A 13,713-nucleotide genomic window follows, 5' to 3' on the forward strand; every position below is an offset into this window, starting at 1 on the left:
CGCGAAGGCGGTGTGTCAGGAAAACAAATACTGACTTAGATGACGCTTTCGCGAGCAAGCCCGCTCCCACAGTTGTCCGGTGTCGGCGAGAGCACGCAAGCGGCAGAAAAGCGGCAGCCAGCGGAAACCGGTTGCCGCTTTTCTGGCATTGCCGCTTTGCCGGCTCCTCGCAAAGCCCCGGTTTATGGGGGTTGTTCTGTTTGGCACGGCGCTTGCTAAAGCTCAGGTACGAAAAACCGGTCACCCGAAGGTTCCCGACATGAGCATCAGCTTCGATAAAGCGCTCGGCATTCACGAAAAGGCACTGGGCTTCCGCGCCCAGCGTGCCGAAGTGTTGGCCAACAACATCGCCAACGCCGATACCCCGAACTACAAGGCTCGGGATCTGGACTTCTCCAAAGTGCTTGAAGCACAGACCCAGAAGAACGCCAACGGCACCATCGCCCTGAACATGACCAACAGCCGTCACATCGAAGCTGAAGGCCTGGGCAATGGCGACGAGTCGCTGATGTATCGCACGCCGATGCAGCCTTCGATCGACCAGAACACCGTTGACGCTCAGCTTGAGCAGTCGAACTACGCGGAAAACGCGGTCGGCTTCCAGGCCAGCTTCACTCTGCTCAACAGCAAATTCAAAGGGCTGGTGTCAGCCCTGCGCGGAGAGTAATCCATGTCCCTGTCCAGCGTTTTCAACATTGCCGGCAGCGGCATGAGCGCACAAACCACGCGTCTGAACACCGTGGCTTCGAACATCGCCAACGCCGAAACCGTTTCGTCGAGCATCGACCAGACCTACCGCGCCCGTCACCCGGTGTTCGCCACCATGTTCCAGGGCGGCCAGAACACTGGCAGCAACTCGCTGTTCCAGAGCCAGGACGCCGCAGGGCAGGGCGTGCAGGTACTCGGCGTGGTCGAAGACCAGAGCAACCTCGAAGCGCGTTACGAGCCGAACCATCCGGCCGCCGACGCCAAGGGCTACGTCTACTACCCGAACGTCAACGTGGTGGAAGAAATGGCTGACATGATTTCCGCGAGCCGGTCGTTCCAGACCAACGCCGAAATGATGAACACCGCCAAAACCATGATGCAGAAGGTACTGACCCTCGGTCAGTAATAAGGGGCGACTGCCATGAGTGTTACCGATACCACCAGCAGCCTGAGCATGAATGACATCCTGGCGAACTCCTCGAAGAAAACGAGCAGTTCGACCACCGGTGGCATTGCTTCGGCCACCAACAGCGCCACTGGCGGCAAAGCCCTGGGCAAGGATGCGTTCCTGCAACTGCTGGTCACCCAGCTGAAAAACCAGAACCCGCTTGATCCGCAGGACAACAGCGCTTTCGTAGCGCAGTTGGCGCAGTTCAGCAGCCTTGAGGGCATCACCACCCTCAACAGCACCGTCAGTTCGCTGGCCGGCAACTACAGCTCCTCGCAAGCCCTGCAGGCGTCGTCGCTGGTTGGCCGTAACGTGATCGTGCAGACCAACACCGTGCAATTGGACGACCCAAGCAAAGGCATGACCGGTTCGGTCACCGTGCCGTCGTCGATTGCCGGTGGCACGGTCAGCATTACCGACAGCAGCGGCACGGTGGTTCGCACCATCGATCTGGGCAGTCGCGCCGCAGGCAGCGCGAGCTTCACCTGGGACGGCAAGGACAAGGACGGCAATCTGGTGAAGACCGGTACCTATACCGTCAAAGCCAACGCCTCGATCAATGGCACCGCGACCGATATGGCGACCTACCTGCCAGCCACGGTCAACAGCGTGACCATCAGCCAGACCGGTGGCGAGCTGATGCTCAACCTGTCCGGCAAGGGCACCGTCGCCCTGTCCAAAGTACAAACCATTGGTATATAGAGCCGACTAACCGGCACAAAGGAGTGGAATATGTCTTTCAATATCGGCCTTAGCGGTCTCTATGCAGCCAACAAACAACTGGACGTGACCGGCAACAACATCGCCAACGTCGCGACCGCCGGTTTCAAATCGTCCCGTGCAGAATTCGAAGACGTTTACTCGTCGACCCGTCTGGGCAGTGGCAGCAAGGTCATCGGTAACGGTGTACGCCTGGCCAACGTTTCTCAGCAGTTCACCCAGGGTGACATCAACAACACCGGTAACGTGCTGGACATGGGTATCAACGGTTCCGGTTTCTTCACCATGAGCAACAACGGTTCGGTTTCCTATACCCGTGCCGGTACCTTCAAGGTCGACAACGCTGGTTACATCACCAACACCGACTACACCTCGCGCCTGCAGGGTTACGGTGTGGATGCCAACGGCAAGATCATCAATGGTGTGCTGACTGACCTGAAGATCGACACTTCCAACCTGGCGCCGAAGTCCACCTCGCTGGTGACCTCGACCATCAACCTGGACTCGACCGCTCCAGTAATCGACGACACAGTGCCCGCCGGCAAGTTCGATCCGAACAACCTCGCGACCTACACCAAATCGTTCAGCACGCCGATCTATGACAGTCAGGGCAACATGCACCCGATGGATCAGTACGTGGTCAAGACCGGTGCCAACACCTGGAAGGTCTACACCCTGGTAGACGGTCGTAATCCGGACGCTACCGGTAGCGATCCGAAGGTCACCGCGCCGACACCTTCGACCATGACGTTTGACTCCGCTGGCAAGCTGACTCAGGTCAGCACTCTGCCGGGTCCGGTGATCAGCAGTGACCTCAAGCTCAGTGGCTGGGTCCCGGGTAATGTGATCAACGGTACATTCAAGCCTAATGGTGCAGCCGCGAACCCGGCAGGCATCACCATTTCGATGGCTCAGACCACCCAGTACAACGCCGATACCGCCCGTTCGATCCCGACTCAGGATGGTTACGCCACTGGCCAGATCACCAACCTGACCATTGATGGCACCGGTACCCTGTTCGCCAACTTCAGCAACAACCAGAGCAAGGCCATCGGCCAGGTTGCGCTGGCCAGCTTCACCAACGAACAGGGCCTGCAGGCTATCGGTGGTACCAGTTGGAAAGAGACCTTCGCTTCCGGTATTCCGGGCTACGACGCGCCGAAAACCGGGACCTTGGGTGAGGTGGTATCCAACTCGCTGGAAGAGTCGAACGTTAACCTGACCAACGAGCTGGTGGACCTGATCAAGGGCCAGAGCAACTATCAGGCGAACGCCAAGACCATTTCGACCCAGAGCACCATCATGCAAACCATCATTCAGATGACCTGATTGCGGTTTCTGGTTGTGCAAGGGAGCCCCTCTTTTTGAGGGGCTTTTTTGTGGGCTATTGTTTTGTGGGCTTATCCGTTGCTGCGGTAACGGCTACTTAGGGTTTCGCCCTTACGGCGAGTCACTTTTGCAGACGCCCAAAAGTAACCAAAACGCTTCAGCCCCAACGTTCGGCCCTCGCCGTGGCTCGGGTTCCTTCGCTCCGGGATCGATCCGGGCGCATCGCCTCCGGTTTGCTTCGCTGCACCTCCTCTCGATGTGTTTGGCTTCGCCAAACGGTCGCTACGCTCCCGCCCCCCGGATCAATCCCTCCACTCAGCCTGCCGACGGGCTTTGAAGATCAAAAGCTGCAGCCGAGCTTGCGCTCATCCTGTTGAGTGGGGCGGCTTTGCCGCATGGGCTGTACGCTTTCTGAATTGTAGGAGCCAGCCTGCGGGCGATCGCGGCCTGACAGCCGACCAATCTCTTGCCGGTGTACTCAATCCCTGTGGGAGCGGGCTTGCTCGCGAAGGCGGTCTGACAGCCGACCAATCTCTTGCCGGTGTACTCAATCCCTGTGGGAGCGGGCTTGCCAGCGATAGCGGCCTGTGAGCCGACCAATCTCCGCCAGATTCACATAATCACTTCAGCAGTCTCGTTTCACTCGACAGCTCCTGCACATAAATGGCAGACAAAAGAAAACCCCCGACAAACCAGAAGTCTGTCGGGGGTTTCTTTTGTCTGGAAGAATCAGGCGTCTCGCGACGCCTGACCCGGCTCAGCTTATTGGCAAAAGCGTTATGTATGGGAGCGTATACATCGGTTTCGCGCCGTACTCATAAGGGTTTTGCAGATTTTTTGCCATTGCTCAATCGTGAAAACGTATACATTTGCAGTTTTTGAGCTGCTTTTGGTGGCGAAAGTATACGCTAAAAAATTCAGATTATGACCTCGAAAATTTTCATCATTCAGGCTGATCTTTCCGAATTCTCTCTTGCCAGCAGAGCCAATCTATCGTTAACCAAGGGCATTGGGGGCATTGGGGGGCATTGGGGGCATAGAGGTTTGGGGTAAGCTCACGATGCAAATCAAAGAGTAGCGACGAGACTATGACAACCCAACGCTTTCACCTTGCCTACAAGATCCGACCAGTGGATGGAAGCGAGGCCGCCGTTTCCCTTGCGGCGAGTGTCAGATTGAAGCTCCTTGATCTTTCGGTCGATGGGTGGCGTATGCCCGATCCGACTACCTCATCTTTTTCTGTGAGTTTAGAGGTAAACGGGCAAGACGCTGCGGCCAAGCGTGATGAGATTAAAGCGCACATTCAGGGCGTGTTCAGAAGGGTTCTGGCCGACAACGACGCGTCATTCGACGTCGTCGTCCAAATCAATGCTTCGGTAGAACCGTTAGGGCCCACCATCATTCTAGAGGTGTAGCTCCGACACGCCATCCTGCTGTCTACCGGATTTCTTTTGGCTTGGCATATGGCAACGGGCGGTCGAGGTCATCCAAGGTGAGACCTCCCCTGACAGCGTTGTGGCTCCACCGAACAAACTGCTCCAGAAGAGCATTGTTTTCACGTGTCAGGCGCTCTACGCGGGCCTCTAGAAGCCTGACGCGTTCCAGGGCCTTATCCGTCTCAACCGCGCTTCGAGAAACCCTTACTACGCCGTTGTCATCCTTGGCGTGCTCTTTGGCATGATCCCAGGCAGATTTGATGCGTGGCTGCCGGAGCATCGCAGCCTTGGTGTACTTGTGGCCGATTTCTACCTCTAGCATGGCTAGATAGCGATCCCAAGTAAGTAGCCCGACCCAGCCGTCCAGCAGGCGTACAGCCTTGTCGATCCCGGCGTCATTTAGCTTTGGCGCACCCATTTAGAAAAACCCCATGTCCAGTAGCAACTTCTCGTCGGCGTCCACATCGTCATCGACTTCTGCCTCAGATTTCTTTGGCGCTTTTGCGTCTAGATTAACGATCCTCACGGCTTGGGCCAGCCCAGCCTTTGACTGCGAGTTGTCAGGAGGTGGCAATGTGATAAACGTTCCATCAGCAATGGTTGGATCGTTCAGCTTGGTCAGAACAAGGCGCCATCGTTCGAGTTTAGGCTGGTGAAGCTTCAGCCACCTTGATGCGCCTGGCTCACCACGTTCGTAAGCCGCTTCAGCATCCGCGACAGCTTTTTCGTGGAGCTTGAATTGGAACTCGGCCTCGTCGTGATGGCGTTTGTCGCCCTTCACAAACGTGTGCTCTCCACAGCTCACGCAGTCCTTATCCTTGGGGCATGGGGTGAGTGCGTGATCATGACGGCAAATGCCGTAGCGGGTGCGGTGAGTCGCTCCTAGCTCCAGCTTAAGCGCCTGCTCTCGGGTGAGGCCGTGAGCAATTGCAATCGAATTCACTTTGGCTTCCAGATGCCCCTCGACCTGGAGTGGCCGCTGTTTGGCCCCAAGCTTCAGATAGGCCTCAATGAAGGCCTCTTGAGGCAGGTGGTCGTACCATTCGTTCTGTTTTACGTTTTTGCGACCAGACCAAAAAGCAATGAGAGACTCACTGAGGTGCTTGCTTTGGGCGAGGGTATTCAGCAAGTGGCGGAAGTCGTGCGTGGTAATGCTGATAGTGCTCCCGTCGGGGTTCACCTTGTTATTCCGACTGAACGTCGTAACGCCGCCAGGATTGGCTCCTAGCTGATTATTGAACTGATTGGTCGACAACGATGAGGGGACGTACAGCAGCGGCTCAGCGTTTGGCCTGAGGATGTTCTCTGGAAACATGAATAGTGCTTCGTGCCACTTTAGCCCGGTATGCCCATCAAGGATCGGAAAGGCGGCAGGGAGCTTTCCGAGCGCAAACTTTTCCAACGATTTGAACTCGTAGAGTGGTGCACTTCCAGATTTGAGTCCTTCTTCCAATCGCGACTGGTCATGGGTTATCTCGCCCGTCTTTATGAGTCCATAATTCTTTGCCTTGCTGCTATGGATAGCCGTTTCTTTTCCGAGGATTTTTGCTGCCTCAAGTAATGTTATCGGCAGCCCACGAAGGTGCTCTAGGTCAGGCGGAAGGTAGATGTCGTTAGGGTTTTTTGCATACCAGGCTGCGGCGGTGCGTGCTGGAGCTCCAAGTTCAATCAAGTATCTGACGGTCTCTTTCACCACAGCCTCAAACTCATCGGAGGCAGCGAACTTGGTCATCGCCCCTGCGCCTTTTGCTGGAGCCCATGCAATGCCCATAATAGGGCCGTCTTTTGTATCTGCTGAACGGAGACAGTCTACTGGAAGGCTTAAAATTTCAGCTGACCGGCTCGGGGCATACATGGCAAGAGACACAAAAGCAGTTGTCAGCTTATCTGACACGTTGGTGCTGGTGTGATGGATTTCTGCCAGTGCCAGGATCGATTCTAGAGACGGAAGTCTTGCCACAGCTTTATCGGATTCTTTGGTAGCAATCCTGTCGTTTCTGACCGGGGCCTTGTATTGGATCGGGCTTCGCCACTCCAATAGACTTGGTGTAAGTCGTGCGGGGTTAACCACCTCTGTCACGATCCTTTCCAGAACCCTTGCCGTAGTCCAAGAGTCAGTGAACCTAGCTGTCAATAAATCACAGGCCTTATCAAGTACGAAAGGAGTTAGCTGGGTAACGCATGGTCTGAGTTTGGAGTCAATCAGTGCCTGTTCAATGGCTTGGAGCGCGTATAGGTGCCGTTTGAATTCAGCGAGACGCAATCGGCGCATCACCTCACTGAATGTCGCCTTTGCAAAGCACAGGAAGTCCTTTTCAAAAGGAACTTGAACGATTGACCGGCTTCTAGATTCGTCTCGCATTGACTTGAAGTGCGCAACTTTCTTCAGTTTTCCCTGCGCTCTCCCAATGTTAAAAGTAGTGATGTCCCAGCTATTACTTTCCCAATCGATATTAGTAAAAGGAAAGTTTGCTTTGGCGTGCGAAATGAATAGCTCCAGATTCTCTCGGGAACTCAGTGCGTCTCTGCCAACAAAATGTACGATTTCGCCCATTTAAATTACTTCTTCTGATGTGTCGCGGATCGTGATGATTTGTTGAATCGCAGACATTGCACTGTGATTGATCTGGCGGATCCTCGGCTCCGTTTCGACCTCTTGATCCGCTACCAGAGATGACATCAAGGTTTCCCAGGGTGCACTCAGCAAAGGCTCGAAATGGGCGCACCCAGCTAGGCAGGCGACGGGAGCGTTCTGGTGGCATTCGGCGCGGGTTCCACATGCACCAACAGGCATTCCCATCAGCCTCATGAAGTCCGTGATAACGGCGTCAGGATCCCCGGCCCTGGTCGCTTCGTGCAGCCCTGAAATAGGCTTGCCTTGAAATGCCCGTGCGAAGTATCCCATTTCTTTGCCCAGCGCCTCTCGGATAGGCATTTGGAGCTCAGGCATGGATGCCCGGTAGTATTGGATACATGAGGTACTTCGGTGGGTGAGCAAACGCGCCACTTCATAGTCCGAAGCCCCTTGGGCCAGAGCCCTGGTGGCAAGGGTGTACCTAAAGCGATATGGGGTGATTGCGATCTTGGTTCCGAGGCGCTCTGAGTATGTATCCAGCTTTCGAATAACTGAGCTCATACGATGCCCCAGAGCTTGAGAGGAAAGCTCATCGAATAACGGATCGTCAATGCCAGCCAGGTTCGCTGGCGGATGCTTGTCTAGGTAGCTAATCAAACACTCCGCGAGCACCGTAGGTGCTCGACGCAACCAATGTTCTAGAGACGCAGTCATTTCTCCTTTGGCTAATGGAACCTTTAGTGTCACCTCCATACCGCTCTTGCTGTGGATGATGACATCTTTCTTGTTCATCCTATGGGCTTGAGACGGCCTAACGCCTGTTCCAATAAAGAACCAACAAATGGTGTAGTCGGCTTGACTGATTGTCCCGTTTGAATACGCCCGATTGAGCTCATGATGAACGTTGTGGATTTCCTGCTCGGTAAGCGCACCCTTTTCGGGGTCATTGGTAATTAAACCAAAGTAGGCGCCGGTGCTCTTTTCTTCCCACTTATATGGATGTTCAAGAAAGTCGAGAACCGAATCTGACAATCCTGGCAAGCTAAGATCTGAAATACGGCGAAGCAAAGGTATTACAAAGGCCCTATAACTTAATGGGACTTTGTTTAGAGAATTTATTTCTGAGATATCAATATAATCTTTGGAAGCCATTTCTGGCAGTTCGAACCAATTTCTAATGGCATACAGGATCGTTCTATTGTAAGAAAGGCTATGAGTAGATAAGGTCGTTTTAATTGAGGCATATATGCTTTCGTGCAATATGTTGCCGGGCCTTAAACTGTCAAGGCGCATAGGATTCGAGTTGCCGTCGCGGTCATTGATTCGCAGGATTTGGCCCATTTGAATTTCAATTATACGACCGTCCAATAGAACGACTCTGCCATTTTTTGCACTTGGCGATGCTGGTTGATTATTAATGGCGTTGTTTGCGTAGGTCATTTAGAGGAATCTTCTTTCTTTTTATTCAGATCGTTAGCCAAGTCTTCGGCAATTTTGTCCGCTTTTTCACGGATGTGCCTTCGGGCATAACGCTCTTCCATTTTGGACTTTTTCGACCAGCCATTGAGGCGGTTCCTGACCTGTTTTTCTTCTTCTGGCTTCATCCGCTCTTCAGGAGGAAGGCTGTCAATCTTTCTGCTCAGACGATCATTCCAAGTCCGGCGTAATGCATGTGGAGCAATACTTGTGGGCAAGCTGTTTTTGCGGCGGAGCTCTCTGAACGCCAAGTTAATTGCTTCTACAGAAAGGTGATCGCCTTTGCTGGTCGTGAAGAGGTAGCCATGTTTTCGCGCTTTCGCCGGGATTTTCGCCCAGTGGTTCATGACGAATTGATGGAATTCGTATGCTGTCTGCTCGGTTATTGGCAGCGTTCTCGCAATGGTTTTTGATACCCGCACTTTCACGCGGCGGGTAGCATGGTTGATGTCTTCCACCCTGATGTACCGAAGCTCACTGCGTCTGATCGCCGTATCGTTGAAGATTCGGTATATCAGGTGATTTCGGTATTGGTGAAAGTCCGACTGAAAGGGGTTGGTCTCGGATCCCGGCTCGAAGGCGGCATCGATGGCATCCATAAGCTCTTCCAAAAGCCCTTCCGGAGCGTCTCCCTCGTCTGATGGCACAGCCCTTGGCTCTTGAGCTCGCAACGCGGCAATGGCCCTTTCTCGTGCTTTTGAAAGGTCTTTCCTTGGCTTCTCGGATGCCTTTGGGTTAATGCGCTCATGATTGAACTCCAGAAAGTTCGCCACTGTGCGGATTCTGTATCCACCCTCCACTGCGGAAATCAATGTTCTGGGTGCGTTCGGGGCACCCCCGCTGCGTACCTGTTCCAGTCGCACAATTTTACGAGGCCGAGTTTGCAGAGACTCTGCTACCAGTTGGTCTTGCGCGCCCCGATCCATACGAAGGAAGAAAGCTAGATCTTCGCATTGCTCGACCGAGAGGAACGTTTCTGAGCGCAACGCTGCGTCAAGGTCAAGTTTCCAGGTAGTCGCCCACAGGTACGCCATGCCCAGGGTACGGAGCACTTTTTCAATGGTGGTTACGGCGAAGCCCACATCTCGATATCGGAGAGTGGCATACACATTTGGAAGGAAGGGAGGACGACCTTCGTGGTCAACGAGCACTGCCATGGGTAGGTCGTCTGACGCGGTGAAAGATCTGAGGGAATAGCTGACCAAAGTATACGCTTCCGACCTGTGAGCTAGTTTGGCCGGGGAGTATAGGTAGCGGTATACGACAAGTAAACCCTCTAACCCCTTAGTTCCATTGGGGTTAGAGGGATATAACATTCTAGAATGTATACGTTTTAAAACTTATGAACCCTATTGGCAAGCTTCGCAATCCGGCTCGTCGATCGCGCAAGCCTTTGGCACTGGCGCTGGGCCGGCCGGAGCTGCCAGAACCGAATCGTCGCCGTGGTTGCCGCCGCTGGAAACAGCGTTCAGCTTGCCGGTGTTGATGGTCGACTTCTCGGTGCTGGTCGCAGCCAGGGCACGGAGGTAGTAAGTGGTTTTCAGACCACGGTACCAGGCCATGCGGTAGGTCACGTCGAGTTTCTTGCCCGAGGCGCCGGCGATGTACAGGTTCAGCGACTGGGCCTGGTCGATCCACTTCTGACGACGGCTTGCCGCGTCAACGATCCACTTGGTGTCCACTTCGAACGCGGTCGCGTAGAGCTCTTTGAGTTCTTGCGGGATGCGCTCGATCTGCTGAACCGAACCGTCGTAGTACTTCAGGTCGTTGATCATGACCGAGTCCCACAGACCGCGAGCCTTGAGGTCGCGAACCAGGTACGGGTTGATCACGGTGAATTCGCCCGACAGGTTCGATTTCACATACAGGTTCTGGTAGGTCGGTTCGATCGACTGCGATACGCCGGTGATGTTGGCGATGGTTGCGGTCGGTGCGATGGCCATGATGTTGGAGTTACGAATGCCTTTCTGAACACGGGCGCGAACCGGTGCCCAGTCCAGGGTTTCGTTCAGGTCAACGTCGATGTACTTCTGGCCACGTTGCTCGATCAGGATCTGTTGTGAATCCAGTGGCAGGATGCCTTTGGACCACAGCGAACCGTTGAAGGTCTCGTAAGCACCACGCTCGTCGGCCAGGTCGCAGGACGCCTGGATCGCGTAGTAGCTGACCGCTTCCATCGACTTGTCGGCGAACTCGACGGCAGCGTCGGAACCGTAAGGGATGTGCTGCAGGTACAGCGCGTCCTGGAAGCCCATGATGCCCAGACCGACCGGACGGTGGCGGAAGTTGGAGTTCTTCGCTTGCGGCACCGAGTAGTAGTTGATGTCGATCACGTTGTCGAGCATGCGCACGGCGGTGTTCACGGTGCGTTGCAGCTTGGCGGTGTCCAGCTTGCCGTCGACGATGTGGTTCGGCAGGTTGATCGAGCCCAGGTTGCAAACGGCGATCTCGTCCTTGTTGGTGTTCAAGGTGATCTCGGTGCACAGGTTCGAGCTGTGAACCACGCCGACGTGCTGCTGCGGGCTACGCAGGTTGCACGGATCCTTGAAAGTCAGCCATGGGTGGCCGGTTTCGAACAGCATGGAGAGCATTTTGCGCCACAGGTCTTTGGCCTGGATGGTCTTGAACAGCTTGACCTTGCCCGGGTACTCGGTCAGGGCTTCGTAGTACTCGTAGCGCTCTTCGAAGGCTTTGCCGGTCAGGTCGTGCAGGTCCGGAACTTCGGAAGGCGAGAACAGGGTCCACTTGCCGTCATCGAAGACACGCTTCATGAACAGGTCAGGGATCCAGTTGGCGGTGTTCATGTCGTGGGTACGACGACGATCATCACCGGTGTTCTTGCGCAGTTCGATGAACTCTTCGATGTCCATGTGCCAGGTTTCCAGGTAGGCACACACAGCGCCTTTGCGCTTGCCACCCTGGTTAACGGCTACGGCGGTGTCGTTCACTACTTTCAGGAACGGAACCACGCCTTGCGACTTGCCGTTGGTGCCTTTGATGTACGAACCCAGTGCACGCACAGGGGTCCAGTCGTTGCCCAGGCCGCCAGCGAATTTGGACAGCATGGCGTTGTCGTGAATCGCGTGGTAGATGCCCGACAGATCGTCCGGAACGGTGGTCAGGTAGCAGCTCGACAGCTGTGGACGCAGGGTACCGGCGTTGAACAGGGTCGGAGTCGAAGCCATGTAGTCAAAGGACGACAGCAGGTTGTAGAACTCGATCGCACGGTCTTCTTTCTGCTTCTCTTCGATTGCCAGGCCCATGGCCACGCGCATGAAGAAGATCTGCGGCAGTTCGAAACGCACGCCATCCTTGTGGATGAAGTAACGGTCGTACAGGGTCTGCAGGCCCAGGTAGGTGAATTGCTGATCGCGCTCGTGGTTGATCGCCTTGCCCAGTTTTTCCAGGTCGAAGGTGGCCAGCACAGGGTTCAGCAGTTCGAACTCGATACCTTTGGCGATGTAAGCCGGCAGCGCCTTGGCGTACAGGTCGGCCATTTCGTGGTGAGTGGCGCTTTCGGCCACACCCAGGAAGCCCAGACCTTCGGCACGCAGGGTGTCCATCAGCAGGCGGGCGGTGACGAACGAGTAGTTCGGTTCACGTTCAACCAGGGTACGCGCGGTCATCACCAGTGCGGTGTTGACGTCGTTCAGCGCCACGCCGTCGTACAGGTTTTTCAGGGTTTCGCGCTGGATCAGGTCGCCATCGACTTCAGCCAGGCCTTCGCAGGCTTCGGTAACGATGGTGTTCAGGCGGCCCATGTCCAGCGGCGCGAGGCTACCGTCGGCACGGGTGATACGGATCGACGGGTGCGCGTCGACCGCAGCTTCTACCGGCGCATGGGCTGCGCGTTCTTTCGAGCGGCCGTCACGGTAGATCACGTAGTCACGAGCGACTTTCTGCTCGCCGGCACGCATCAGGGCCAGTTCGACCTGGTCCTGGATCTCTTCGATGTGGATGGTGCCGCCCGACGGCATGCGACGCTTGAAGGTCGCGGTGACCTGTTCGGTCAGGCGCGCAACGGTGTCGTGGATTCGCGACGAAGCGGCAGCGGTGCCGCCCTCAACTGCGAGAAACGCTTTGGTGATAGCGACGGTGATCTTGTCATCGGTGTAAGGAACGACAGTGCCATTACGCTTGATCACGCGCAGTTGACCAGGCGCGGTGGCGGCCAGATCCGAATTCGAATCGGCGGCCTGCGGCAAGGTGCCCTGCGGGTTCTCGCGAGTTGTGTCGGTTTGCATGGGGGGTGATCTCCACATTCTCTATGTTTGTTTGGGCACCATCATGGTGCTCACCGTTCTGGTCCGAAGCACTACAACCGACGGGCGTCGGGCATAACAACTTCGGACCAGTAGGAAAAAGGCTAATGACGCCGCATCCTTGCCGAAGTTTTTGGCTGCGAGCCAGGGCTCGAGCCGGATTCCTTCCCGGATGACAGTCATGACTGCAACACCCGTACCGTTCCGGTCGTTTCCAACCTGAAAAACGGCGCCATCCGCAAGTGCGGTTTGGGCTTTGAAAAACTTGCTTGGTTCAACCGGAAACAGGCAATAAAGCGCTTGAGTTTCAGGTCCGAAATGTGGTTGGGCGTTTGAGCGGAAAACCCTATATGTAGGGTCTCTCCTTGCGCCGTGCTACAAGATAATGCGTTTCGAGGGGGCTTGCAACGTACTAGCTGTGGATAAACCTGTGCGTAAATTGTGTAAGAAACCAGGAATTCCCGTGTAGGCCGCGAACCTGCTGAGCTAGACCGTTTGTCACTGTTTTTCTCTCGGGAAAAACGCTTCAGCGGATTTTTAAGGGCGCGAACCCTATCACAAAAAACCGCCTTGTCCGAACGCATTTGCCGACTTGTGTTCTGGTTGTACGCCGTTTATACAATCGGGCAGTGTTTACCCATTCTTATCCTCCCGAAAGATGACAAAAAGACGGGAGAAATGTGGGAGCGGGCTTGCTCGCGAAAGCGGTGGGTCAGGCAATATCCATGTTGACCGTGCCGCCGTCTTCGCGAGCAAGCC

11 protein-coding genes are annotated in these 13,713 nt (G+C 55.1%); 5 read left to right on the plus strand and 6 right to left on the minus strand.

The features are described from left to right. On the minus strand, positions 1–244 hold a 244-nt coding region (locus QMX91_RS21965; RefSeq protein ID WP_282413365.1), incomplete at its 3' end, for a hypothetical protein. Between the two features lie 15 nt (positions 245–259). On the opposite strand from QMX91_RS21965, the gene flgB reads away from it, so the two are divergent. From flgB to QMX91_RS21990, 5 genes are all read left to right on the plus strand, one after another. Continuing rightward, positions 260–667 (plus strand): flagellar basal body rod protein FlgB, encoded by a 408-nt coding sequence (flgB, locus tag QMX91_RS21970; protein ID WP_007917581.1) that lies wholly within the window; start codon positions 260–262, stop codon positions 665–667. Positions 668–670: 3 nt separating this feature from the next. Continuing rightward, positions 671–1,114, plus strand: coding sequence for a flagellar basal body rod protein FlgC (gene flgC / locus QMX91_RS21975; RefSeq protein WP_007963049.1), 444 nt, complete (start codon positions 671–673; stop codon positions 1,112–1,114). Positions 1,115–1,129: 15 nt separating this feature from the next. After that, positions 1,130–1,858, plus strand: a complete 729-nt coding sequence (gene flgD, locus QMX91_RS21980) for a flagellar hook assembly protein FlgD (protein ID WP_223008284.1) — start codon at positions 1,130–1,132, stop codon at positions 1,856–1,858. A gap of 30 nt (positions 1,859–1,888) precedes the next feature. After that, a complete protein-coding gene (gene flgE, locus QMX91_RS21985; protein WP_098965102.1) occupies positions 1,889–3,205 on the plus strand; it encodes a flagellar hook protein FlgE in 1,317 nt (438 codons plus the stop codon). Positions 3,206–4,293: 1,088 nt separating this feature from the next. Continuing rightward, positions 4,294–4,620: a hypothetical protein gene (locus QMX91_RS21990; RefSeq protein ID WP_131672227.1), complete on the plus strand. Its 327-nt coding sequence runs from the start codon at positions 4,294–4,296 to the stop codon at positions 4,618–4,620. Between the two features lie 22 nt (positions 4,621–4,642). Here the strand turns inward: QMX91_RS21990 and QMX91_RS21995 are convergent, their stop codons facing one another. From QMX91_RS21995 to QMX91_RS22015, 5 genes are all read right to left on the minus strand, one after another. Continuing rightward, complete coding sequence (locus tag QMX91_RS21995; RefSeq protein WP_131672226.1) at positions 4,643–5,059, minus strand: hypothetical protein; 417 nt, start codon at positions 5,057–5,059, stop codon at positions 4,643–4,645. Further along, a complete protein-coding gene (locus tag QMX91_RS22000; RefSeq protein WP_131672225.1) occupies positions 5,060–7,195 on the minus strand; it encodes a hypothetical protein in 2,136 nt (711 codons plus the stop codon). It lies immediately after the preceding gene. Next, positions 7,196–8,656, minus strand: coding sequence for a site-specific integrase (locus QMX91_RS22005; protein ID WP_131672224.1), 1,461 nt, complete (start codon positions 8,654–8,656; stop codon positions 7,196–7,198). Next, positions 8,653–9,849 (minus strand): site-specific integrase, encoded by a 1,197-nt coding sequence (locus QMX91_RS22010; RefSeq protein ID WP_236454051.1) that lies wholly within the window; start codon positions 9,847–9,849, stop codon positions 8,653–8,655. The genes QMX91_RS22005 and QMX91_RS22010 overlap by 4 nt, the downstream gene beginning before the upstream one ends. Positions 9,850–10,041: 192 nt before the next feature. Further along, complete coding sequence (locus QMX91_RS22015) at positions 10,042–12,936, minus strand: ribonucleoside-diphosphate reductase subunit alpha (protein WP_095137143.1); 2,895 nt, start codon at positions 12,934–12,936, stop codon at positions 10,042–10,044. Positions 12,937–13,713 lie beyond the last annotated feature (777 nt).

The sequence above is a fragment of the Pseudomonas sp. PS01299 genome (assembly GCF_029960145.1).
GTDB lineage: Bacteria > Pseudomonadota > Gammaproteobacteria > Pseudomonadales > Pseudomonadaceae > Aquipseudomonas > Aquipseudomonas putida_A.

Bases quoted from the DNA above. Each gene is read 5' to 3' on its own strand.
- QMX91_RS22005 (WP_131672224.1), bottom strand. From the start codon at position 8,656: ATGACCTACGCAAACAACGCCATTAATAATCAACCAGCATCGCCAAGT.
- flgD (WP_223008284.1), top strand. From the start codon at position 1,130: ATGAGTGTTACCGATACCACCAGCAGCCTGAGCATGAATGACATCCTG.
- QMX91_RS22000 (WP_131672225.1), bottom strand. From the start codon at position 7,195: ATGGGCGAAATCGTACATTTTGTTGGCAGAGACGCACTGAGTTCCCGA.
- flgB (WP_007917581.1), top strand. From the start codon at position 260: ATGAGCATCAGCTTCGATAAAGCGCTCGGCATTCACGAAAAGGCACTG.
- QMX91_RS22015 (WP_095137143.1), bottom strand. From the start codon at position 12,936: ATGCAAACCGACACAACTCGCGAGAACCCGCAGGGCACCTTGCCGCAG.
- flgE (WP_098965102.1), top strand. From the start codon at position 1,889: ATGTCTTTCAATATCGGCCTTAGCGGTCTCTATGCAGCCAACAAACAA.
- QMX91_RS21995 (WP_131672226.1), bottom strand. From the start codon at position 5,059: ATGGGTGCGCCAAAGCTAAATGACGCCGGGATCGACAAGGCTGTACGC.
- flgC (WP_007963049.1), top strand. From the start codon at position 671: ATGTCCCTGTCCAGCGTTTTCAACATTGCCGGCAGCGGCATGAGCGCA.
- QMX91_RS22010 (WP_236454051.1), bottom strand. From the start codon at position 9,849: ATGGCAGTGCTCGTTGACCACGAAGGTCGTCCTCCCTTCCTTCCAAAT.
- QMX91_RS21990 (WP_131672227.1), top strand. From the start codon at position 4,294: ATGACAACCCAACGCTTTCACCTTGCCTACAAGATCCGACCAGTGGAT.